Origin of the sequence: Streptomyces sp. NPDC017246 (assembly GCF_044331325.1) — a bacterium.
Taxonomy (GTDB): Bacteria; Actinomycetota; Actinomycetes; order Streptomycetales; family Streptomycetaceae; genus Streptomyces.
Window position 1 is genome coordinate 1 of sequence record NZ_JBIRMW010000013.1, and the last position, 20,391, is coordinate 20,391.

Here is a 20,391-nt window from a genome sequence, read left to right on the forward strand (position 1 = left end):
AACAAGGACCTCGACAATCCTCATTCTTGCTGGTCAGAGGCACTTTTCGCTTACCTGACCACCCGTCGGACAGCCCGCTTCATGAAAGCGCGAGGTTAGATATCGTCCTATTTGGCGCTCGAGAGGGTCCTCGATGCGAGTACGGCAAGCTGGCGCAAGTGCTGGCAGTGCTGGGTTGCTGCGGGTTCGGTGCGCTCAGGGATGACTCAGTCCATGTCCTCGAAGCAGGTTTGCAAGATGCGGGTGCGCTTGGGGTCGAGGGTGCCGTCGTTGTTGAGCCGTGTAAGGACGCAGCCGGCGGTGTCCGCGTCGATCAACACCATGTCTGTTCCCCCGAACTCGGCGCGTCGTAGGGTGGCAGGGAATGACGCATGGCGGTGTTCGTGCCAGAGACGGGCGGCGTTCTGCGCCTGTTCAGATGATTCGCTCACCCGAACCATGTTGCCGCAGCTAATGTGTGGGCCCGCGTTCACGTCTTCAAACGCCGGGTACCAGCGGCTCAAAGGGCTGACTGTCGTGAAGGTTCGCGCCGGACATCCCGACGGAAATGGGCAGACCCGTCCGCTCGGTGATCAAGTGGATCGTCGAGCCTTTCTTGCCCCGGTCGACAGGATTCGGACCTGCCAGCTCCCCCTTTCAGGGCCCGCATGTGCACCGAGTCGACAGCGCAGCCCGACCAGTCCAGGCCGCCGCGCGGGCGCAGTTCGTCGAGGATGACGCGGTGCTACTTGACCCCGACCCGGGCAGTGCTCCACTCAGTGAAGCGCCGGTGTGCGGTCGACCCCGACGATCCAAAAACCTGCGGCAACTGCCGCCATGTACAGCCTGTCGTGGCCACGGAGATAGTCGCGGCCAGCACTTTGCGATCGCTGGCGCCGACCGCACTCCGCTACTTCTACGACTTCGCCCTCCGCCGACTCCCCGCCGCGTTCGCCACGGCCCGTCAGGACACCGTCACGGCGGCCACGGCACCGCTGGCCGAGACGTTCGCCGACGCCGGCGGCATGGTCCAGCTGAGCCGTGAGCAGGCTCGCGGCCGGGCCGGCGACTTCGAGATCATCGAGTACGTCCTGCGCGATCAGCCCGGAGGCGTCCCCGGCACGTGGGGCCACCACTTCGACGACTACCTCCTGCACGCTCCCATCACCGACCGGTACCGCCCACATCGGCCGCTGGAACCTCGTCGACCGCACCCCCGCCGCCATCGAGGTCGACGTCCGTGCCCCCGCGCTGACGAGTCGGGGTGATCCCCGCAGTTGGCTTCGTGTTCGTCGCCGACGCAGCCTCGATCGTCAGTCGAGGCCTTCGATGAGGCGGAAGTCGCGTTCGACACCGTCAGCAAGTGCGGCCAGCGCCTCCTGGTAGGCCGCACTCGCATGTGCGGCGTCCTCCTGTTCGAGGCTGTCGCACTCGATCAGGACGGTGCTCTCGGCGATTCTGGCGTCGTGTGGGACGACCCGGCATGGGTCTTGGGTGAGCGTCGGCGGGCGAGGGTGAGGCTGGCCATCGTCGTGATCGCCATCGCGGCGACGCCGACCAGCGCCGCGGTCGTGTAGGCGTCTTCGTTCGGGAAGAGGCGGCCCGTGGCGGTGCCGGCGGCCAGGACCAGACCGCCGATGGCGCTGCCCAGGGAGTACCCGACGCTGCGGACGACGTAGTTGAAGCTCATGGCGCTCGACGTCTCGCTCTTGGGGGTGACGGCCAGGATGACGCCGGGCATGGCGGCCGAGAAGCTGCCGACGCCGAAGCCCAGCACTCCCATGGCCGCGAGCAGTTCGGCCAGGTTGGACCGGGCGGTGGCGAACAGGACGAACCCGCCGCCGACGATGGCGGCGCTGCCGGCCAGGAGCATGGGGCCGTCGATCCGTTCGCGGACTCGCGGCGTGAGCTTGCCGGCGACGAAACCCAGCACGGAGAACGGGATGAGGACCAGCCCCGCCACGAAGGTGGTCAGTCCGAAGCCGTAGCCGGCGCTGTGCGGTGTCTGCGCGTAGCGGGTGATGAGCGTGAGCAGGAGGTACATGCCGCTCCCGCCGACGAACATGGCGATGTTCGCCCCGGCGACCGCCGGGTGCCGTACCGCCCGGACATCGACCAGGGGCGTCTTGGTTCGCAGTTCGGAAACGGCCCAGGCGCAGAGCAGGAGTACGGCGGCGACGGCGAGGGTCGCCGCCACGGCGAGGTGTCGGCTCCACAGGCTCCGCTCGCCGGCCAGGAGCAGGACGAGGAGCAGTCCACCTGCCAGGACGAGCGCACCGGCCACGTTCACATGAGCGGAGCGGCCTTCGGGAGCGGCGGGCATGGAGCGCCACGCGGTCACGAAGGCGATGGTGGTGACGAGGAGGCCGAGGCCGTAGGCGGCCCGCAGTCCGCCGAACTCGGCGAGCAGCGCGGCCAGCGGGTAGCCGACGCCGGCTCCGATGATGGAGACCACGGAGATCAGGGCGATCGTGGCCGTGCTGCGCTCCTCGGGAAGATGGTCGCGGGCCACGCCCATCATCAGCGCCGTAAGACCGAGTCCGACGCCTTGGGCGGCTCTGCCCACGAGTAGCCAGGCGAACGGCAGCGGCAGCACGGTGAGCGCGCTGCCGACGACGACGACCGCCAGCGTGGCGAGGATCGTGGCCCGCCGGTGCGGACCGGCTCCGAGCCGGCCGAGGACGGGTGTGGCGACGGCGCCGCTGAGCAGGGCGATGGTCAGCGTCCACTGCGCGCTGTCGAGGGAGACGTGGAACGTGGTCGCCACGCTGGTGATGAGCGGCGTCCCGAGGCTGGCGACCGCCGCCACGACCAGGGCGATGAACGTCAGGGCGGGGACCAGCAGACGTGCCTCGGAACTTCTCAGGGCAGTGCTCATGGGTTGGTCATGAGCCTGGGACGCGGTCACCGTTCCGACTCCTCTCGGGCGTGGCTTTCGAGCTCCGCCAGATGCAGCAGCGCCGGAAGGGCTGCTGCCAGGGCCTCGACCTCGTCATCGGTGAGTTCGTCGATCAACCGCGCGTACGCGTCGACGCCTGCCTGGCGTCGCGTCCGGACGTACGACGCGCCGGCCTCGGTCAGGCACACCAGCGTGACCCGCTTGTCGGAGGGATCGCCCTTCCGCTCGACCAGCCCGGATTTCTCCATGACCCGGACCAGGACGGTCATCGCGGGCTGGGTGACGCCCTCGGCCACCGCCAGATCGGTGATCCGTCGCGGGCCGGTCTTGTCCAGGGTGGCCAAGGTGGCGGCGGACGTCAGGCTCATGTCACGGGGAAGGCGCCTCACGGCCCTGGTGGCCAGACCGTAGAGGGCTGACCCGATGGCATCGGAAGCGCCGTGCGCGGCGTCTCGGCGACTCATGTCTGAAGCATAGCAACTTTATATGAATCCTTTATGCATTCCCGTGCCACCGGTCGGCGAGGGCTTGGCGAGTACAGCACCTACGAACTCGGCATCCGGCCCGAGGCGTACGACCCGAAACTCGGCGTCGACTTCACCCCGCTGCGCGAGTAGGACCTGCTCGCCGCCGGTCTCGGCCAGGCCGCCTGAGCCGTGAGGGAACTGGCTGGTGACGCCCTTCGCGGGGGGCGGTCCGGGATACCCCCCGAATCCTGCTGATTCAGCGAAGATCCGACCGGGCCTCAGTCAGTCGATGCCTTCCACGATGCGGAAGTCGCGCTCGACGGCGTCGGAGAGGACGACCAGCGCCTCCTGGTAGGCCGCACTCCCGTGCGCAGCGACCGCCTGCTCGAAGCTGTCGAACTCGATCAGGACGGTGCGCTCGGCGATCCCGGCGTCATGTGCCACGACCCGACTGCCACGGACGAGGACCCGACCGCCCCCGGCCTTGACGGCCGGACCCGCCAGCTTGTTGTAGGCGGCCAGTTTCTGAGGGTCTGAAATGGTGCGGTAGACGCTGACCCAGTAGCCCTTGGGCATGGAACCTCCAGAGTGGGGATGAGTGCTTCTGACTTACGGGTTGGTCTCGGACGCGATCGGCGGCCGGTCCTTTGTCGGTCTGCTGACCACCGCGAGTCGCCTTCGTGTCAGCCGAGCCGGGGAAGGCGGACGGCGCGCGCGATTTCTGCGGCGCCGCCCAGGCGGATCAAGGTGCCGGACGCGCCGCGTTGTGCGTTGGCGATGATCGTGGACCGGAGTTCGGATTCCCCGGTGTCCCGCGAGCTGATCGGGCCCGGGTCGAAAGTGGCCGTCAGGACGTCGTGTTCTCGCGTCGCCCAGCCTTCGAATACGCGACTTGTGGTGTGCAACGTGGCCCGGTAGTCGGCGTCGCCGCTGTTGCGCTGAGCGAGCAGCGCCAGTGCGGCGACTGTGCCGTGACCGCAGGCGGGCAACTCGCCTTCGCCGGTGAAGAACCGGAGTCGATAGGACGGTCGAGCCTGATCCTCGCCGTCCACCGCAGCGATGAAGACCGCGTGCGAGGTGCCTGTCTCAGCGGGAATGCGCCGTCGCTCGGCATCGGTGAAGGGCGCGTCGTCGAGAACGGCGGTCGGACTGCCGCCCCGGCCCTGCCGCCGGCACGCGTCGACGATCGTCACCTCGGGCATGGCGCCGCGTCCATCGTGATCAGCATCGTCAGGTCGAGCGCGGGTGCGCTGTGTGTCAGAGCGCCGATCGAGATGAGGTCGACGCCGGCATCGGCAAGGGCGCGAACCCGGTCCAGGGTGACGTTGCCGGAGACCTCCAGGAGGATCTCCGAACCGCCGGAACGCCCGGTCCTCATTCGCACCACTTCTTCGACGTCGGCCACCTCCATGTTGTCGAGCATGAGCCAGCCAGCTCCCGCTTCCACGGCTTCGCGGGCCTGAGCGACCGTCTGCACTTCGACGTCGATCGGCAGACTCGTCCCGGAATCGACCATTCCCTTCCGGACCGCATGAATCGCGGCGATCACCCCGCCCGCCGCGGTGATGTGGTTCTCCTTCAGCAGGGCCATCGCCGCCAGAGTGAGCCGGTGGTTGCTGCCGCCGCCGGCCGTGACGGCGTACTTGTCCAGGGCCCGAAGCCCCGGGGCGGTCTTGCGGGTGTCCAGGATCCGCGCCGGGGTTCCGGCCACGGCTTGGACGAAGCCGTCGGTGACAGTGGCGATGCCGCACAGGCGCTGCAGGAAGTTCAGCACCGTACGCTCGGCGGTGATCAGGCTGCGAGCCGATCCGGTCAGCCGCACCAGGACGTCCCCGGCCTGCACCCGCTCGCCGTCCGCGACCAGAGTCTCGACCTCGACCTCCGGGGCGGTCTGGGCGAAGACTTCGTGGACCACGGGGATTCCGGCGACGACACCGGGCCGGCGGGTGCTGATCTCGGCAGTGGCGATCAGATCGGCCGGGACGCTCCACAAGGTGGTGATCTCGTCGACGGCCCTGTCCGCCGTCAAGGCGGCGGCCACACTGGCCCGCGCTGCCGACGCGGGGAAATCTGCGATCTTCATGGATGATTCCTCGGCTCTCAGAGATCGAGCATCGGGCCGACGAGGCCGTGGACTGCTTCCTTCACGGCTTCCCCGAGCATCGGGTGGGCAGGGATGTTCCTGGCGATCTCGTGCGCTGTGAGCTCCCGCCTCCGTGCCGGTGTCAGCTCGGGCAGGAGCCCGGTGACCTCCGGCCCGATCAGATGGGCGCCCGGCAACTCACCGCGCTCGGCGTCGCCGAGCGGCGGCAACGAACCCGACGCCAGCGCGGGAGATGGCATCCTCCATGACGTGTCGCTCCGTTCAACAGCACCGGATCGATGGTTCGGCCCCATCAAAACCCCCTCGATCCGGGCCACGCCAATAGCCCCACAGGACCTCCCCATAGGCTCGGACCTATCGCGGGAGCAAGGAGCGGACATGCACGACCACCAAGGCGTCGAACTTCGTCATCTCCGCTACTTCGTCACCGTCGCCCAGGAGGGCACGATGACGGAGGCCGCACGGGTGCTGCGGATCGCGCAGCCCAGCCTGAGCCAGCAGATCAGCGCCCTGGAACGCCGAGTCGGGGCCAAGCTGTTCCACCGCAGGCCCAAGGGGATGGAGCTGACCGAGGGCGGCCGGATCCTGTACGCGAGCGCCAGTCGTACCCTGGCCGAGATCGAGTCGTCGCTGGTGCAGGCGCGCGACGCGCGCAGCCCGGTGCACGTCGGGGTCTGCGGCACCGTTCCGGAGCACCTGCTGGCGCGGGTCGAACGGGTCCTGGCCGAAGACGGATCCCCGGACGTCGAGTTCGCCGAGGCCGACTCCCGGCAGCAGCTCGACCTGTTGCGGACCGGCACCCTGGCCTTCGGGGTGATGCGCGTCTTCCACGACATCAACGACCTGGCCACGCTGACCCTGGCCGACGAGCCGCTCGGCGTGCTGCTCCGCCCCGACCACCCGCTGGCCGACCACGCGGCTCTGTCCTGTGCCGACCTCGAGGGCCAGGAACTGCTGTGGTTCCCGGCCGAGCGCTACCCGCACTTCGCCGAAGGGGTCCTGGCCCACCTCGCCGGCCACGGTTGGTCGCCCCGGCTACGTACCGTCGACGCGCACAGTCGGGCCCTGTACCGCCACCACCTGCGCAACAGCCAGAACCTGGTCACCCTGCGAGCCCGGAGCGCCGTCGCGGCGGATGGCGGGATGGCATGGCGACCGTTCGTGTCCGACCCTCCGCGCGAACGCTTCGTCCTGGTCACTCTCGGCGACAGCCCCTGGGCCGGGTTGTTGGCTCGCTTGGGCGGCCGGCCATCCGATGACGGCGGCATCAGTGGACCCGGTCAGCGCACGGTGAGCTTCCCGAGCGCTGCCTGGTCGGCGCCGCCGGGCTCGGCCTGGTAGACGGTCATCCGCCGGCCGTCGTCGCCGAACCTCACGACCGGCACCCTCGAGTGATCAATGCACCACGGTCAGGCGAAGGTCCCCAGCCCAGCTCTCGCAACAGACCCGGCCAGTGGAGGAGGAGAGCTCCAGGGCGCTGCGCCCGGTCGCCGGTTCGTGGTCCTCCCGCGCCGCGAGAATGGTCTGCCCCATGTGGGCTGCGAACGGCGCCCTGTCGCCTATCGCTTGCATTGCAGTGAGGCCCGAGTCGCCCATGTCGTAGCCGGCCTGTGGCTCCGACGCCTCGACGATCAGACACCGATCCGATCCGGTGGTGATGTGTATGGCGACCTTCTCGTCATCGATCAGCCCCTATACGCGACAAGCCTTGGCCGCCGCTCAGTGGCGAACCCCAGGTGGGATCGTGTCGCGATCGGCCCATCAGGTGGGTGAGCAAGCGCTCCGCCGTGGTCGTGGCCGTGTCTTGCGGAGCTCCTGTCGCCGCCAGTGCTGCACTGACCCGCGCTGGTGCCGCCTCTGGGACGTCCAGGTCGTTCAGCAGGGGAAGGAGCAGCAGGAGACGAACGGCCGGATCCTCGGTGCCATCGGCCGTGGGTACGAGGTCGTCCGCGATGCGCACCAGTTCGAGCCACGTCAGCCCGTTCCCCGCGAGGTCTCCCTCCCACCTGGCGGTCTGGTCTGCGCAGCTCCGGACTGGAGCGGTGAGGGGGTAGTCGATGCCGTAGTCGCCGGGCAGGTTGCGGTACACCACCGCGACCCCGTGGCCTGCGGCTGCGGGTATCCGGAACACCGGCCAGTGTCCCGGGTCGAAGAGCGCCTCGGACAGCGCATCGACATCGGCTCCGTCATCACCGAACCACTCGGGAACCGGCCGCCCAGCACCGTCGCCACACATCGCCATGAGGTGGTTCGACCAGAAGCCGGGGCGGCGCAGCAGTGGCTCCCCCGCAATCAGCGGGTTGTCGTCGTATCCCTTGATCAGCACTCCGTAACCCTGTCACCAGACACTGACACAGGTGGCCCCAACGGGACCGGATCCGAGCGACCGGGAAGGGAACACGGGACGGCGCCACAGGTGGGCCGACCCCTTCGTGACTCACGGTGGCGCCGGTCGGAGTGCGACGGCGCGTCAGTCGGTTCCGCCGGCTGTTCGAGGGGATGACAGCGAATTCGGCGGAGCAGGGCAACCATGCACGGGGGTCGCGAGTCTCCTGATCGGTCACACAGTGATCGCATCTACGAGGAGAAGACCATCACCGCCATACGCAAGACCCTCACCGCCACCGCAGTCGTCGGCGCCGTCCTGGTGGGTTCGGCCGCCTGCGGCACCGTTGAGCAGCTGTCCGCCGGGAAGAAGCTGGACCAGGCATTCGAGAAGCTGGGCAAGGAGAAGTCGATCTCCTTCGAGCTCGACCTGGACGTCGACACCAAGACTCTCAAGCTGCTGGACGCCGAGTCGGAACCGGAGCCGGGCGAGGAGATCCCCGACGACGCGGCGAAGCTGATCAGCGGCGCGAAGATCAGCGTCACCGTGGAGTCGAAGAAGCCGATCGACGAGTCCGACGAGAAGGACTTCGTCGGGATGGCCATGAAGGTCAGCACCCCCGACGGAGACCTCTTCGAGTACCGGATGGTCGGCGACTACACCTACGTCCGGTCCGACATCGCCACCCTCACCAAGTCGATAGACATTCCCCTGCCGCGCGCCGACGAACTGCCCGAGGAGGCCAAGGGCATCAAGAAGGCGCTGGAGGGCGAGTGGGTCAAGTTCAACACCAAGGAGCTGGAGAAGGCCGGCCGGGACATGGGCCAGGAGCCCGACGCCAAGCCGTCGCCGGAGCCCTCCTTGGACGCCAAGACGCAGAAGAAGCTCACGGACGCCCTCCGCAAGGTCATCGCCCGTGAGGTCGACTTCAAGACCGCCGGTGGCGAGGACGGTACCGAGCACATCACCGCCACGGCCCCCTTCCGCACCCTGGTCACGGAGCTGATCGGCGAGATCCGTCCCCTCGCCAAGGACCTGCCGCCCGGTATGGACCTGCCGTCGGACAAGGATCTGAAGGACGCCCCCGACACCAAGGCCACGGCCGACTTCACCCTGAAGAACGGTGAGCTGACCGAGGTCTACGTCGATCTCGCCAAGCTGACCGAGAACGCGAAGGTCACCAAGTTCGGTCTGGTGCTGAAGATGAGCGGGGGCACCAAGCCCACGGCCCCTGCCGGAGCCACCGAGCTGGATCTGGAGGAGCTCATGGGCGGCTTCTTCGGCGCCATGACGCAGGACGACGGCCTCGGTGAGGGCGACTTCCCCGACGAAGGCCTCGAAGGCGGCCTCGCCGAGGACGCCGCGTAGGCACATGTCGGCACGGAGCGGCGCTCGCGTCACACACGCCGCGCCGACGCCGCGCCGGACGGTCGGGTCATGGGGCTGGTCGTAGGGCTAGGAGGTTGCAGGTTGCAGGGCCGTCGGGTTGACCGACGGCCAGGTGCAATGCGTCTCTGGTGGAGTGGAGGGTTGTTCGAACACTCTGCCGAGACTGGCCCTCCCCCATGAGCGCGCCTGCGTCAGTCCACTTCTACGTACGTGACGATCAGGATGCTCCCGAGCGCGGTGGCGTAGAAGATCACGCGGACGCGGTCCTGGTGGTAGTCCCGCAGCGCGGAGGCCGTCGCGTGGGCCTTCACGCCGGTGGGGTCGACGGCGATCGTGTTCAACGCCGAGTCCAGGCGTACGGTCTGCTCGACGGCCAGCACACTGACCTGGGTCTCGGCCGGCTCGATGAACACGATCCGGGGCCGTCGGCCGTTGCGGGAGTGCCTAGGCAACGTGCGGCGCCTCGTCGCTCTTCTCGGGCAGCCCCTTGTCGGCCCGGATGTCGTCCCAGTCCCGGCACGAGTCGAGGTCGATGCCCTCGGCGGCCAGGGACTCCAGGACGTAGGCGAGAGCCGGGTTCCCCAGGAACTCCGCGCGCGCGGCCTCGCGCAGCTCGCGCTGCTCGGCTCCGTCGAAGGTGAGGTGGGCCATCGGATCCTCCGGTGGTCGGGTACAGCCCGAGGCTAGCGCAGCAACCACATCCGCACGGTGCGGTCGGATCAGGTCAGATCAAATCAGGAAGCCTCGGAGGCCTACGGCTGCGCCGCCCGGCCCTCGCACCACCCCGCTGACTGTGTGCGCGCACAGAGCACAGCAGCGCAGGCGACGACGGCCTCGGGACACGTCCGGGCTCCTCGTGCTCGGCGAGTGCCCTGCGGAGGGGTGCGGCTCCGGTCCTTGTCCGTACGTCGTCGCCAACGACGCCCCAGTATCAGATCCGTGCCGACTACGACGCTCGCACGATCGTGGTCTATCAGGCGTACTCGCCTGCGATCGCTGACGTGGCACTGCGGGCGGGCCGATTCGTCGCGCCGTTCTCGTTCCACCGGATGACATGGATCAAGCCGTCGTTCATGTGGCTGATGCACCGCAGCGACTGGGCCCGCAAGCCCGGCCAGGAACGTGTTCTCGCGGTGCGGATCACCCGGGAGGGCTGGGAAGAGGCGCTGTCCCAGGCCGTGTTGACGACTGCCGACCCGGTGGCGGTGGCCCAGGCAGCCGTGCATATCCAGTGGGACCCGGAGCGCTCACCGCGCGGAGCGGCGCTGAATCACTACAGCATTCAGGTCGGCATCGGTCGCCACCTGATCCGCACGTTCACCGACGACTGGATCGTCAGTCTCACCGACCTCACCCCCCAGGTCCGCAAAGCCGCGACACTGATACGGACGGGGCACGCCACCAAGGCACATCGGCTGTTTCCTGTCGAGCGCACCTACCCAATTCCGCAGATGCTGGAAGGCGTCGTTTCTTCAGGTAGATGACGGGGAACTGGTTCGGAGGCCGCCCACGGCCACCCCATACCGGTACTGGTGTGTTCACGCCCCGGCGCTCCCGCTGACCCGTTCGACCGGGATCCACAGCTGGGAGTCGGTCTCCGCTCCGATCTCCACCGGTCGCGTCAGCAGGAGCTCCGGGCCTGGCCTGCTCGTGTACGGGTTCGAGGGGAACCAGTGCGTGAACACGTCTCGCCACAGCTCCTGCAGGGCACCCGGATAGGGCCCGCGGTTGTCGAAGACCGCCCAGGTCCCGGCCGGCACGTCGAGGGCGTCCAGCTCTTCGGTGGCCACCTCAGGATCAGTCGCCTCGGTACCGGCCGTCTCAGGACCGGTCGCCTCGGGACCCGTCACCTCCCTTCCCGTCGCCACGCCGATCCAGTACTCCACCTCGGCGCCCTCCTCCCGACTGTCGGTCAGGTGCACCACCGCCGACAGGACCCCCTCCGGCTCCCGGTCGCCCAGCTCCTTCATCCGGACGATCGCCTGCTTGTCCAGGCTCGCCAGGTGCGCCTCGGCGGCCGCGTTGGTCCCCTCGTGCACAAGCGGGACCCGGGCCTTCCTGCCGACGACCCGAAACGGCTCCTTCTCCACGATCCGATACCGCATGGTCGTATTTCCTTCGACGACGACACGGAAGGACATGCGTGGCTGCGCCGTGAGCACCGCACCCGTGCGCCGTGCCTCGCCCGGCCCGATGCCGTGCACCGACCGGAACGCTCGGGCGAACGCCTCGCCCGAGCCGTACCCGTACCGCACCGCGACATCGAGCAGGGTCATCTCCCCGGCCAGCACCTCGGCCCCTGCGAGCGTCATGCGCCGACGCCGCACATAGACCGGGAGCGGCATTCCGGCGAGCGCGGAGAACAGCCGTCGGAAGTGGTACTCCGACACCGCGGCGATCCGGGCCGCCTCGGCGATGTCGACCTCCTGGTCGAGGGAGGCCTCCAGGTGGTCCAACGCCTGATTCATCCGCTCCAACACGCGGATCGGTCCTTTCTTCCTGCGCCTGCACTGCGGGAACGCCCACCCTGCCGACCAGCCACAGCGATCGGCGCCCGGGCCCAAGCCGGAGTCGGTCGGCCGACGGGACGGCCCCGCAGCCGTCAGCCGCCTCGCTCGAGTAGAGAGAATTCGATCGCGCGCCGCCCGACAAAACCAGTGCGGGAATTGTTGGGCCGGAGGCTCTGGCATTACCAAGGATTACACCTATGACCGATATTAAGGGATTTTGTGAGCCTCGGTTTGGCGCTGTCCGCGAGGCACTCGCGGCTTCGCTCGGCAAGGACGACGTGGGCGCCTCGGCGGCCGTCTACCTCGACGGCGAGCCGGTGGTCGACATCTGGGGCGGGTACGCCGACGCGGACCGTTCCACCGACTGGGAGCGCGACACCCTCGCCGGCGTGAACTCGACGACCAAGAACATGACCGCTCTGTGCGCGCTGATCCTGGCCGACCGGGGTCTGCTCGACCTGTCCGCGCCGGTCGCCGCCTACTGGCCCGGGTTCGCCTCCGCCGGCAAGGAAGGCGTGCTGGTGCGGCACGTGCTGTCGCACACCGCGGGGCTGCCCGACCTGTCCGGGCTGACAGCGGTCGAGGACCTCTACGACTGGGAGAGCATGACGGCGGGGCTGGCCGCGCAGGCGCCCGAATGGGAACCCGGCACGGCCGCGGGCTATCACGCGCTCACCTTCGGGTTCCTTGTCGGTGAGATCGTCCGCCGCGTCACCGGCCGCAGCCTCGGCGAGTTCTTCGCCGAGGAGGTGGCCGAGCCGCTGGGCGCGGACTTCCACATCGGGCTCGCCGCCGAGCACGACCACCGGGTCGTACCGCTCATCCCGCCGCCGTCGCTGACCGACGAGTACGCCGCGGACGCGCCGCTCGGACCGGATGGTGTACGCCGAGAGCACACCGGTGCCGCGATACGGGTCAAGGACACCAACTCCGTGGACTGGCGCCGTGCGCATATCCCTGCGGTGAACGGCTTCGGGAACGCCCGGTCCGTCGCCCGTGTCCAGTCGGCACTGGCCAACCGGGGCATCGCCGGCGGCGTACGACTGCTGTCCCCCGAGGGTTGCGAGCCCGCGTGGCAGGAGGCGTTCCGCGGCGACGATCGGGTCCTGCGGACGCCGATGTCCTGGACGATGGGCTTCGGCAGGTTCGGCAACGCCTTCGGCTGGGGCGGCTGGGGCGGTTCGCTCGTCGTCAGTGATCCCGGCTCACGCATGACGGTGGCCTATGTCATGAACCAGATGATCGACCGGGACCAGCAGGAGGACAACCGCGGCATGGAGATCGTGATGGCCGCCTACAGCGGACTGCACTGACGGCGACAACAGGCAGTCCGGGCACGATCCTGCCCGCCTCCCGGAACCACAAGTCCGCCGCACTGGAACCGCGGTCGCCGGCCGCGTTCGATCACTGGCCACTGTCCCTGTTGGCCGTAGGGGCCTCAGGCCGGTTCTGTCAGCGCAGGTCGAGCCGCATCAGGACCCGGGGATGACCGGCCAGCACCGAAGTGGTGTCGGCGGCGTGGGTGAACCCGGCGCGTTCGAAGTTCTTCCGGATCCCTGCGTATGCCATCGTGATGTCGACCTTGGCGTCACCGCTGTCGAGCGGGTACGCCTCGATCGCCGGTGCGCCGTGGGCGCGGGCGAACTCGACCGCACCGGTGATGAGGGCGTGCGAGATCCCCCTCTTGCGATGACCGGGGCGTACGCGGATGCACCACAGCGACCAGACCGGCAGGTCGTCGACATGCGGGATCTTACGGCTCCGCGCGAAGGAGGTGTCCGAGCGCGGTGCCACGGCGGCCCATCCGATCGGCTCGTCACCGTCGTAGGCGAGCACCCCCGGAGGGGGTTCCGACCGGCACAGCTCGGCCACGTACTCACCGCGGTCCGGTCCACGGAGCTCGTTGTTGAGCTTGGACGGGATCCGGTAGCTCAGGCACCAGCAGACGTTGGCCTCCGGCGACTTCGGACCGACCAGGGTGCGGACATCCTCGAACACGGAAGCCGGGCGAACTGCGATGGTCATGGCGCCACGATGTCACGGCGTACAGGGCGGCGCTGCTCAACAGCTCACCCCGCAGGGGCCGTCTGGACGACCGTACGCCCGCCCGGCCGGCCGCGCAGTGGACGAGGTGACGGGGCGGTCTACCGGTGAGTGGGGGTGCGCGGCGCGGAGCCCTCACCAGTGCCGTCCTTCGGCCCGGCGGGACGGGCTCGGGCCAGGAGATGATCACTTCATGAATGAGATCGTTCTGATGTCCGACGCGAAGGTCGCAGCCGTGCCTGCGGGTGTGCGGTGAGCGGCTCGTGGATGTGCGACAAGGCAGTCCCCCGCTGGTCGACGAGCGCAAGTGGCTGCAACGTCGCTACTTCGACGAGTACGCGGCCCAACTGCGGGCCGAGCATCCGGAATGGGCTGCTGAGCAAGTCCGGTCGGCAGCCAGCCGCTATGTGTCTCCGCCCGAGATCGCACCGCACAGCGCCGGCGCGGCTGTCGACCTGACGCTCGCCGACGACGACGGGCGCGAGCTCGACATGGGAACTCGTATGAACGCTTCTCCCGAGGAGAGCGCGGGCCCTTGCTACACGCAGGCCGACAACATCAGCGACGAGGCGAGGTCCCATCGGGACGTCCTCAGTACTGCGCTGACCGCTGCCGGCCTGGTCAACTACCCCACAGAGTGGTGGCACTGGTCGTACGGAGACCGCTACTGGGCTCTGCGGGCAGGCGCAGCCGTCGCTCACTACGGTCCCAGGGAACTCGACTGACCACAGGCCTCGCGAAGGCCGCGGGCCATGGGCAGTCGCTCGGTCACAGGCCGAAGCCGGAGAGATCGGCCCGCACCGAGGGGAGGGAACCCTGCGCCGGGCTCCCTCCCCTCGGTGTGTTCGTCAGGCCAGTACGACCGGGAGGTCGAACAGGTCGTTCTGCGTAACGACCGGCTTGTTCCGCAGCTCCTCGGGCGCGACGGCGAGACGCAGCTCAGGGAAGCGCGCGTACAGGGCGGGCAGGGCCACCGACGCCTCCAGACGGGAGAGAGCGGCGCCCGGGCAGACGTGCGGGCCGTGACCGAAGGAGATGTGGCGGTTCGGCGTGCGGGTCACGTCGAACGAGCCCGCCGTCGGGCCGTACTGCTCCTCGTCGCGGCCGATCGCGCCGAACGAGACGATCAGGGCCTCGCCCTTGGGCAGGATGCGGTCGCCCACCTCGATGTCCTCGGTGGCGAAGCGGATGAGGACGTGCGAGGTCGGCGTCGACCAGCGCAGGGTCTCCTCGATGACGTTCGCCCACGGCACCTCCCCGGAGAGGACCAGGGCACGCTGCTCGGGGTGGGTCTCCAGGGCCACGACGGCGTTCACGATGAGGCTGATCGTCGTCTCGTGCCCGGCCGCCACCATCAGCTGGAGGGTGTTGGTGATCTCCTCCGTGGTGAGGCGGTCGCCGCCCTCCGACGCCTCGATCAGCGCGCTCGTCAGGTCGTCACCGGGCTTCTCGACCTTGCCCGCCACGATCCCCGCGAACAGCGTGCCCAGGTCCGCCATCATCTGCGGCACCTCCTCGGGCGGTGTCTGCGTCGAGAAGAACTTCTCGAACAGGGCCTTCATCCGCGGGTGGTCGACCGGGTCGACGCCCATGAGGTCGCTGACCACGTTCATCGGCAGCGGGTAGGCGAACTCCGCCTTCAGGTCGACGGTCTCACCCGCCGGACGCTCCGCGAGCCGGTCCAGCATGCCCGTGGTCAGGGCCTCGATGCCCTCGCGCAGCCGCTCCACCCGGCGCGCGGTCAGCGCCTGCGCGACCAGTGTGCGCAGCCGCCGGTGCTCGTCGCCGTCGACGGTCAGCATCGACTTGCCGGGGTTGGCGAGGCCGATCAGCGGCCAGTCCATGGGTATCTCGCCGCGCTGCCAGGCCCCCCAGACGTCGATGTCCTTGACCAGGCGGGCGTCGGTGAGCAGTCGGCGTGCCTCGGCGTGGTGGGTGACAGCCCAGCAGGCCACCCCGCCGGGCAGGACGACACGGGCCAGCGGGCCGGCGGCCCGCAGCCGGGCGCTCTCGCCGTCGAGGTCGGCGACGAAGGGGTCCAGGGCGATGGCGTCGGCGGCGGACGCGGCGTGGGCGTGCGGGCAGGTCATCCGAGGGCTCCAAGGGCGGGGGTCGGGGTGAAGGTCACGGGGAGCGCGGTGAGTCCGCGCAGCCAGGGTGAGGGGCGGCGGGCGAGGTCGGCCGCGGGGACGGCGAGGTCGACGTCCGGCAGCCGGTCGAGCAGTACCTCGATCCCGGTGCGGGCGATGGTCTCGGCGACCTCCTGCGCGGGGAAGGGGCAGCGGTGCTCGCCGTGGCCGAAGGAGAGGTAGGCGTTGTTGCCGCCGGTGAGCCGGCCGGCGTCGGCGCGCACGTGCGGGTCGGAGTTGGCGGCGGCCAGGCCGAGCAGCAGCAGGTCTCCGCGGCCGATCCGGCGCCCACCGAGGTGGGTGTCGCGCGAGGCCCAGCGGCCGGCGACGTTCTGGGTGGGGGTGTCCTCCCACAGGACCTCGTTCATCGCCTCGCCGACGCTGTGCCTGCCGCCGGACAGCGAGGCGGCGAACCGGTCGTCGGTGAGCATCAGCCGCAGCGAGTTGCCGATCCAGTCGGCGGTGGGCTGATGGCCGGCGGCCAGCATCACCATGAGGTCCTGGGCGACCTCCTCGACCGTGAAGCCGGCGGTGTTGCCCAGCATCCGGGAGGCGACGTCGTCGCCCGGCTCCTCCGCCTTGGCGGTGAGCAGGGCGACCATGGACTCCGCCAGGTGGCGCTGGCCCTCCAGCGCGCCCTCCTGGCCGTTGATCATGTCGTTCAGGGCGGTGACGAGCCCTGGTCCCTGTTCTTCGGAGAAGCCGTAGACGCTGGCGAGGACGCGTACCGGCAGCAGCATCGCGTACTCGGCGATGATGTCGCAGGACCCCTTGCCGCACAGGGCGTCGATCAGCTCGTCGGCGAAGCGCTCGGCCCGCTCCTTCAGCACGAAGGGGTCGATCCCCTCCAGGGCCGTGGAGATGACGTTCGCGCGCTCGCGGTGCCGCTCCCCGACGGTGTAGAGGATGGACGGCTGCTTGCGGCCGATCATCGGCAGCAGCGGCCAGTCCGCCGGGATGGCGTCCCACTGGTTCCACAGCTCGGAGTCGCGGGAGAAGAGGCCGGGGTCGCTGGTGACCTGGTGGAGTTCGCGGTAGCCGAGTACCAGCCAGGCCGGTACGTCGCCGTCCAGCACGACGGGGGCGACGGCCCCGTGGTCGCGCCGGATCTGCCGGTACAGCTCGGTGGGGTCGGTCTGGAAGCGCGGCCCGCTCAGGGGGACGGGCGGGTGCTCGGGGAGGGTCACGGGGCGTGCTCCGGGATCGGCTGCGGGACCGGCGGCGTGGCCGGGGCGACGACGGTCCGCAGGTGCTCGACGAGCGAGATGAGGACCTGCTTGCTGGACTCGCGCGACCGGGCGTCGCAGAAGACCAGCGGAACCTCGTCGGCGAGGTCGAGGGCCCCGCGGATCTGGGCGGGGGTGTGGGCGGGGCCGCCGAAGTCGTTGCAGGCGACGACGAACGGCGTCCCGTGGTGCTCCAGGCGGTCGATGGCGTACCAGGAGTCGGCGAGCCGGCGGGTGTCGACGAGCACGACCGCGCCGAGCGTCCCGGAGAACAGCCGGTCCCACAGGAACCAGAACCGCTCCTGGCCGGGCGCCCCGAACAGGTACAGGACGTTGTGGGTGTCGAGCGAGATCCGGCCGAAGTCGAAGGCCACCGTGGTGGCCGACTTGGCGGCGACCCCGGCGGTGTCGTCGACGCCCTCGCCCGCCTGCGTCATCGTCTCCTCGGTGTTCAGCGGACGGATCTCGCTGACCGAGCGGACGAGGGTGGTCTTGCCGACTCCGAATCCGCCGACGACGACGATCTTCAGTCCGTTGTCGGCGGTGCTGTGCAGGGTCTGGCGCTGTTCAGAGGTTACGGAGTCCAACGAGCACCTGCTCCAGGATGTCGTGATCGGGAAGGCGGTACGACGCACGGGGGTGCCGGGCGCTGATCCGGCCGGTGTCGTGGAGGTCGGCCAGGAGGATCCGGGCGATCGACACCGGCAGACCGAGCCCGGCCGCGACCTCCACCACCGCGGTGGGGTACCGGCACATGCGCAGGATCGCGGCGTGCTCGGACTGCATGCCGGGGGCCGGGTCGCTCTCGGAGACCACCAGGGTCACCAGGTCGAAGGCGTCGGACCCGGCGCGGCTGCGGCCGCCGGTCAGGGTGTAGAGCCGGTCGGGGGAATCGTCCCGGCCCGGCCTGCCGCGACTCATCCCCGGGGCCTCGCGACCAGGTGCTCGCCCAACTGTTCCACCAGCTCCGACATGTTGTGGCCCACGAGGCCGGCGTCGGCGTCCTCGTCGGCGACGACCGCGAGGTGGGCACCCTCGCCGGCCTCCACGATGAAGAGGATGCCGCCGTAGAACTCGGCGATCGCGGAGCGGACCCCGCCGGTGCCGTCGCCGAACTCCACGGAGGCACCGTGCGACAGGCTCTGGATGCCGGCGGCGATCGCGGCGAGCTGGTCGGCCTGGTCGACGGAGAGCTCGGGGGTGCGGCAGAGCTTGAGGCCGTCACGGGAGAGCACCAGGGCGTGCCGGGTGCCCGGGGTGCGTTCCAGCAGGCCCTCCAGGAGCCAGCTGAGCTTCTCGTCGGTGGTGGAGCCGGTCATTACGAGGTGCCTTCCGGGTACGGGGGGTTCGAGGTCGGCGACGGCGCCTGCGTCTGCGTCTGCGGAGCGGACGTCGGGCCGGCCGGATCGGTGGGTACGGAGGGGGAGCCGGGACGGTCGTCGTCGGCGGACGCGGCGGGGGCGGACACGGTCTCCGGGGCGGAGCCGCCCTCGGGCTCGCCGTCCGGCAGGGCGGTGGTGCCGCGGACCGCGCGGCGGAACGTGCCGAAGCGGTTCGCCGCACCGGCGGCCGCACCGGTGCGCGGCCCTTCGGCGGGCGTCTTCCCGGCGGCTTGCGGCCCCTCGGGGTGGGCGGCGGCCATGGCCCGGCCGCGGCGGCGCTGGGGCAGGCCGCTCTCGCCGAACCGCGCGTGCTCGCCGGTGGTCTCGGCCACGCTCTCGTGCACGGTCTCGGGCTCGGGGGCCGGGGCAGCGGCCGGGGTGCCGGTCGTGGCGGGCGCGGCGGGCACGGACAGACCGCGGCCCGAGACCGGCGGCAGGGTGTCGGCGGGCGAGGCCGCCGGCTCCGCGGGTGCGTGGCTGATCAGCTCCTGCGGCAGCATCAGCAGGGCGCCGGTGCCGCCGCGCGCGGAGGGGCGGAACGACACGGTGAGTCCGTGCTTACGGGCCAGTCGGCCGACGACCGCGAGGCCGAGGCGGGTGCCCGAGAGGCCGGCCAGGTCCTGCGGTGCGGAGCCGACGGCGGCCTCCGCGCGGCGCTGCTGCACGTCGCTCATCACGAGGCCGCTGTCCTCGATGACGATGATGACGCCGGCCGGGACCTCCTCGACGTAGACATGCACCTCGGCGGTGGGCGGCGAGAAGTTCGCCGCGTTGTCCATGAGTTCGGCCAGGGCGTGCATGACGCCCTCGGCCGCGTGGCCGGCGACGGCCGCGCCGCTGCTGGAGTGCAGCCGCACCCGCTGGTATCCGCTGATACGGCCCATGGCGCCGCGGAGTATCGACTCCATGACGATGGGGCGGGCCCAGCGCCGGCCGGACCTGGCCCCGCTGAGCACCGCGACGGAGTCGGCGAGCCGGCCCGCCTGCGCGGTGCGGTGGTCGAGGTGGAGCAGGTCGGTCAGGACGTCCTCGTCGGCGTGCCGGTTCTCCATTTCCCGGAGGTCGGCGAGCATGCTCGTCGCGAGGGCCTGCATACGGCCGGCGGCGTTGGCCGCGGCGGCCATGGCGGCGGACCGGCCGGACTCGGCGCGGCGCAGACGGGTCTGGAGCCGCGCGGTCTCGGCGGCGCGTTCCCGGCCCAGTTCGGCGATCTCGGCCGCGTGGGACCGGACGAGTTCCTCGGTCTGGGCCGCGTGGGCCGCTCGGGCGGCGGCGGTCTCCGCCTCCTGGCGGTCCCGGAGGGTGGTCGTCTCGCGCTCGGCGGTGGCCGCGAACCGGGCGACGTACGCGTCCTTGGAGGCGACTTCGGCGGCGAGGGTCTCGGCCCGCCGGGCGAGTACGCGCGAGGTCCGCCCGTACCAGGTCACGGCGAAGGCCGCGGCCGAGAGCAGCAGGACGCCACAGGCGGCGAACCAGCCGAGCGGGGCGCGGACTTCGCCCGGTGCCGCGGCCACGGCGGCGACGGCGAGGGCGCCGCCCGCGGCGGCGGTCAGCAGCGAGGCGGTCAGGGCAGGACGGAAGGGGGTGGGTGACGCCGACATCAACCAGACTCTCGGGAGCGGGCACGCGGGGAAGGGAGTCGTAACGACGGCACTATAGATGCGTTGTTGATCAGTTCGGAACTCTTGTGATCGGATCGGCATTCGTTGAAGGGAAGACTTTTCCGGTACTGCGCCCAAGAAGGTCCGAACTTGTTGACCCCGCAGGAAGCACCGTGGGGTAAGCGCTTCCTGAGATTCCCTCGGTTCCATGCTCCGGCCTACTCGCTGCGACGGGGCGGAGATTGGGTCTTGAGCCGATGGATCGTGAGGCGGATCGCCTGCGGATCCAGCGGTCGCCGAGCCCGCGTTCCGGCCGGGTCGGAAAATTGGTTTGTG

22 protein-coding genes and 3 pseudogenes are annotated in these 20,391 nt (G+C 69.9%); 6 read left to right on the forward strand and 19 right to left on the reverse strand.

Features of this window, described 5'->3' with window-relative positions:
• Nucleotides 1-206 precede the first annotated feature (206 nt).
• Together ACH4MY_RS26960 and ACH4MY_RS26965 are read right to left on the reverse strand one after the other, a co-directional pair.
• On the reverse strand, nt 207-503 hold the full coding sequence (locus ACH4MY_RS26960) for a hypothetical protein (protein WP_398006527.1): 297 nt from the start codon (nt 501-503) through the stop codon (nt 207-209).
• Nucleotides 481-868 (reverse strand): annotated as a pseudogene (locus ACH4MY_RS26965) (transposase); the annotation flags it as partial. The pseudogene ACH4MY_RS26965 and the gene ACH4MY_RS26960, both read right to left, overlap by 23 nt.
• On the opposite strand from ACH4MY_RS26965, the gene ACH4MY_RS26970 reads away from it, so the two are divergent.
• Nucleotides 831-1,247 carry a hypothetical protein gene (locus ACH4MY_RS26970; RefSeq protein WP_398006316.1) on the forward strand — a complete coding sequence of 139 codons (417 nt, stop codon included), beginning with the start codon at nt 831-833 and terminating at the stop codon, nt 1,245-1,247. The pseudogene ACH4MY_RS26965 and the gene ACH4MY_RS26970 sit on opposite strands and share 38 nt — an antisense overlap.
• 167 nt (nt 1,248-1,414) lie before the next feature.
• Here the strand turns inward: ACH4MY_RS26970 and ACH4MY_RS26975 are convergent, their stop codons facing one another.
• From ACH4MY_RS26975 to ACH4MY_RS27000, 6 genes and pseudogenes are all read right to left on the reverse strand, one after another.
• The gene (locus ACH4MY_RS26975; protein WP_398006318.1) at nt 1,415-2,857 is read right to left on the reverse strand and encodes an MFS transporter; all 1,443 of its coding nucleotides are present in this window, start codon (nt 2,855-2,857) and stop codon (nt 1,415-1,417) included.
• Between the two features lie 26 nt (nt 2,858-2,883).
• A complete protein-coding gene (locus ACH4MY_RS26980) occupies nt 2,884-3,342 on the reverse strand; it encodes a MarR family winged helix-turn-helix transcriptional regulator (RefSeq protein WP_398006319.1) in 459 nt (152 codons plus the stop codon).
• A gap of 285 nt (nt 3,343-3,627) precedes the next feature.
• A complete protein-coding gene (locus ACH4MY_RS26985; protein WP_398006320.1) occupies nt 3,628-3,921 on the reverse strand; it encodes a DUF1330 domain-containing protein in 294 nt (97 codons plus the stop codon).
• Nucleotides 3,922-4,028: 107 nt separating this feature from the next.
• Entirely contained in the window at nt 4,029-4,547 is a 519-nt protein-coding gene (locus ACH4MY_RS26990) for a PhzF family phenazine biosynthesis protein (RefSeq protein ID WP_398006321.1), read from the reverse strand.
• Complete coding sequence (nadC, locus tag ACH4MY_RS26995) at nt 4,535-5,428, reverse strand: carboxylating nicotinate-nucleotide diphosphorylase (protein ID WP_398006322.1); 894 nt, start codon at nt 5,426-5,428, stop codon at nt 4,535-4,537. The genes ACH4MY_RS26990 and nadC overlap by 13 nt, the downstream gene beginning before the upstream one ends.
• A 17-nt stretch (nt 5,429-5,445) precedes the next feature.
• Nucleotides 5,446-5,643: pseudogene (locus ACH4MY_RS27000) on the reverse strand (dihydrolipoyl dehydrogenase); the annotation flags it as partial.
• A gap of 184 nt (nt 5,644-5,827) precedes the next feature.
• On the opposite strand from ACH4MY_RS27000, the gene ACH4MY_RS27005 reads away from it, so the two are divergent.
• Complete coding sequence (locus tag ACH4MY_RS27005; protein ID WP_398006323.1) at nt 5,828-6,790, forward strand: LysR family transcriptional regulator; 963 nt, start codon at nt 5,828-5,830, stop codon at nt 6,788-6,790.
• A 337-nt stretch (nt 6,791-7,127) separates the two neighbouring features.
• Here the strand turns inward: ACH4MY_RS27005 and ACH4MY_RS27010 are convergent, their stop codons facing one another.
• Complete coding sequence (locus ACH4MY_RS27010; protein WP_398006324.1) at nt 7,128-7,775, reverse strand: hypothetical protein; 648 nt, start codon at nt 7,773-7,775, stop codon at nt 7,128-7,130.
• A 204-nt stretch (nt 7,776-7,979) separates the two neighbouring features.
• Here ACH4MY_RS27010 and ACH4MY_RS27015 point away from each other — a divergent pair, with 204 nt between their 5' ends.
• Nucleotides 7,980-9,143 (forward strand): hypothetical protein, encoded by a 1,164-nt coding sequence (locus ACH4MY_RS27015; protein ID WP_398006325.1) that lies wholly within the window; start codon nt 7,980-7,982, stop codon nt 9,141-9,143.
• Between the two features lie 212 nt (nt 9,144-9,355).
• Here ACH4MY_RS27015 and ACH4MY_RS27020 read toward each other — a convergent pair whose 3' ends face one another.
• Together ACH4MY_RS27020 and ACH4MY_RS27025 are read right to left on the reverse strand one after the other, a co-directional pair.
• Entirely contained in the window at nt 9,356-9,616 is a 261-nt protein-coding gene (locus ACH4MY_RS27020; RefSeq protein WP_398006326.1) for a hypothetical protein, read from the reverse strand.
• The gene (locus ACH4MY_RS27025; RefSeq protein ID WP_398006327.1) at nt 9,609-9,815 is read right to left on the reverse strand and encodes a hypothetical protein; all 207 of its coding nucleotides are present in this window, start codon (nt 9,813-9,815) and stop codon (nt 9,609-9,611) included. Before ACH4MY_RS27025 ends, ACH4MY_RS27020 begins: the two co-directional genes overlap by 8 nt.
• A 221-nt stretch (nt 9,816-10,036) precedes the next feature.
• On the opposite strand from ACH4MY_RS27025, the gene ACH4MY_RS27030 reads away from it, so the two are divergent.
• Nucleotides 10,037-10,648: a DUF4291 domain-containing protein gene (locus ACH4MY_RS27030; RefSeq protein WP_398006518.1), complete on the forward strand. Its 612-nt coding sequence runs from the start codon at nt 10,037-10,039 to the stop codon at nt 10,646-10,648.
• A gap of 54 nt (nt 10,649-10,702) precedes the next feature.
• Here ACH4MY_RS27030 and ACH4MY_RS27035 read toward each other — a convergent pair whose 3' ends face one another.
• Entirely contained in the window at nt 10,703-11,644 is a 942-nt protein-coding gene (locus tag ACH4MY_RS27035) for a GyrI-like domain-containing protein (protein WP_398006328.1), read from the reverse strand.
• A gap of 227 nt (nt 11,645-11,871) precedes the next feature.
• On the opposite strand from ACH4MY_RS27035, the gene ACH4MY_RS27040 reads away from it, so the two are divergent.
• Nucleotides 11,872-12,987: a serine hydrolase domain-containing protein gene (locus ACH4MY_RS27040; RefSeq protein WP_398006329.1), complete on the forward strand. Its 1,116-nt coding sequence runs from the start codon at nt 11,872-11,874 to the stop codon at nt 12,985-12,987.
• Between the two features lie 139 nt (nt 12,988-13,126).
• Here the strand turns inward: ACH4MY_RS27040 and ACH4MY_RS27045 are convergent, their stop codons facing one another.
• A complete protein-coding gene (locus ACH4MY_RS27045; protein ID WP_398006330.1) occupies nt 13,127-13,699 on the reverse strand; it encodes a GNAT family N-acetyltransferase in 573 nt (190 codons plus the stop codon).
• A gap of 211 nt (nt 13,700-13,910) precedes the next feature.
• Here ACH4MY_RS27045 and ACH4MY_RS27050 point away from each other — a divergent pair.
• A pseudogene (locus ACH4MY_RS27050) lies at nt 13,911-14,442 on the forward strand (M15 family metallopeptidase).
• 123 nt (nt 14,443-14,565) lie between these two features.
• On the opposite strand, the gene ACH4MY_RS27055 reads toward ACH4MY_RS27050, so the two are convergent.
• Genes ACH4MY_RS27055 through ACH4MY_RS27080 form a run of 6 tightly spaced genes read right to left on the reverse strand, consistent with a single transcriptional unit; the run spans nt 14,566 to nt 20,055 of the window.
• Nucleotides 14,566-15,807 carry a cytochrome P450 gene (locus ACH4MY_RS27055; RefSeq protein ID WP_398006331.1) on the reverse strand — a complete coding sequence of 414 codons (1,242 nt, stop codon included), beginning with the start codon at nt 15,805-15,807 and terminating at the stop codon, nt 14,566-14,568.
• Complete coding sequence (locus tag ACH4MY_RS27060; RefSeq protein ID WP_398006332.1) at nt 15,804-17,033, reverse strand: cytochrome P450; 1,230 nt, start codon at nt 17,031-17,033, stop codon at nt 15,804-15,806. Before ACH4MY_RS27060 ends, ACH4MY_RS27055 begins: the two co-directional genes overlap by 4 nt.
• Nucleotides 17,030-17,659: a GTP-binding protein gene (locus ACH4MY_RS27065; RefSeq protein ID WP_398006333.1), complete on the reverse strand. Its 630-nt coding sequence runs from the start codon at nt 17,657-17,659 to the stop codon at nt 17,030-17,032. Before ACH4MY_RS27065 ends, ACH4MY_RS27060 begins: the two co-directional genes overlap by 4 nt.
• Nucleotides 17,640-17,993 (reverse strand): DUF742 domain-containing protein, encoded by a 354-nt coding sequence (locus ACH4MY_RS27070; RefSeq protein ID WP_398006334.1) that lies wholly within the window; start codon nt 17,991-17,993, stop codon nt 17,640-17,642. The genes ACH4MY_RS27065 and ACH4MY_RS27070 overlap by 20 nt, the downstream gene beginning before the upstream one ends.
• Complete coding sequence (locus ACH4MY_RS27075) at nt 17,990-18,391, reverse strand: roadblock/LC7 domain-containing protein (protein ID WP_017236514.1); 402 nt, start codon at nt 18,389-18,391, stop codon at nt 17,990-17,992. Before ACH4MY_RS27075 ends, ACH4MY_RS27070 begins: the two co-directional genes overlap by 4 nt.
• Nucleotides 18,391-20,055 carry an ATP-binding protein gene (locus tag ACH4MY_RS27080; protein WP_398006335.1) on the reverse strand — a complete coding sequence of 555 codons (1,665 nt, stop codon included), beginning with the start codon at nt 20,053-20,055 and terminating at the stop codon, nt 18,391-18,393. The genes ACH4MY_RS27075 and ACH4MY_RS27080 overlap by 1 nt, the downstream gene beginning before the upstream one ends.
• Between the last annotated feature and the right edge of the window lie 336 nt (nt 20,056-20,391).

What these genes read in the sequence shown, in the direction of transcription:
- ACH4MY_RS27055 (WP_398006331.1), bottom strand. Translation starts at nt 15,807, where the DNA reads ATGACCTGCCCGCACGCCCACGCCGCGTCCGCCGCCGACGCCATCGCC.
- ACH4MY_RS26980 (WP_398006319.1), bottom strand. Translation starts at nt 3,342, where the DNA reads ATGAGTCGCCGAGACGCCGCGCACGGCGCTTCCGATGCCATCGGGTCA.
- nadC (WP_398006322.1), bottom strand. Translation starts at nt 5,428, where the DNA reads ATGAAGATCGCAGATTTCCCCGCGTCGGCAGCGCGGGCCAGTGTGGCC.
- ACH4MY_RS27045 (WP_398006330.1), bottom strand. Translation starts at nt 13,699, where the DNA reads ATGACCATCGCAGTTCGCCCGGCTTCCGTGTTCGAGGATGTCCGCACC.
- ACH4MY_RS27025 (WP_398006327.1), bottom strand. Translation starts at nt 9,815, where the DNA reads ATGGCCCACCTCACCTTCGACGGAGCCGAGCAGCGCGAGCTGCGCGAG.
- ACH4MY_RS27015 (WP_398006325.1), top strand. Translation starts at nt 7,980, where the DNA reads ATGCACGGGGGTCGCGAGTCTCCTGATCGGTCACACAGTGATCGCATC.
- ACH4MY_RS27005 (WP_398006323.1), top strand. Translation starts at nt 5,828, where the DNA reads ATGCACGACCACCAAGGCGTCGAACTTCGTCATCTCCGCTACTTCGTC.
- ACH4MY_RS27080 (WP_398006335.1), bottom strand. Translation starts at nt 20,055, where the DNA reads ATGTCGGCGTCACCCACCCCCTTCCGTCCTGCCCTGACCGCCTCGCTG.
- ACH4MY_RS27075 (WP_017236514.1), bottom strand. Translation starts at nt 18,391, where the DNA reads ATGACCGGCTCCACCACCGACGAGAAGCTCAGCTGGCTCCTGGAGGGC.
- ACH4MY_RS27070 (WP_398006334.1), bottom strand. Translation starts at nt 17,993, where the DNA reads ATGAGTCGCGGCAGGCCGGGCCGGGACGATTCCCCCGACCGGCTCTAC.
- ACH4MY_RS26990 (WP_398006321.1), bottom strand. Translation starts at nt 4,547, where the DNA reads ATGCCCGAGGTGACGATCGTCGACGCGTGCCGGCGGCAGGGCCGGGGC.
- ACH4MY_RS26975 (WP_398006318.1), bottom strand. Translation starts at nt 2,857, where the DNA reads ATGAGCACTGCCCTGAGAAGTTCCGAGGCACGTCTGCTGGTCCCCGCC.
- ACH4MY_RS26985 (WP_398006320.1), bottom strand. Translation starts at nt 3,921, where the DNA reads ATGCCCAAGGGCTACTGGGTCAGCGTCTACCGCACCATTTCAGACCCT.
- ACH4MY_RS27040 (WP_398006329.1), top strand. Translation starts at nt 11,872, where the DNA reads ATGACCGATATTAAGGGATTTTGTGAGCCTCGGTTTGGCGCTGTCCGC.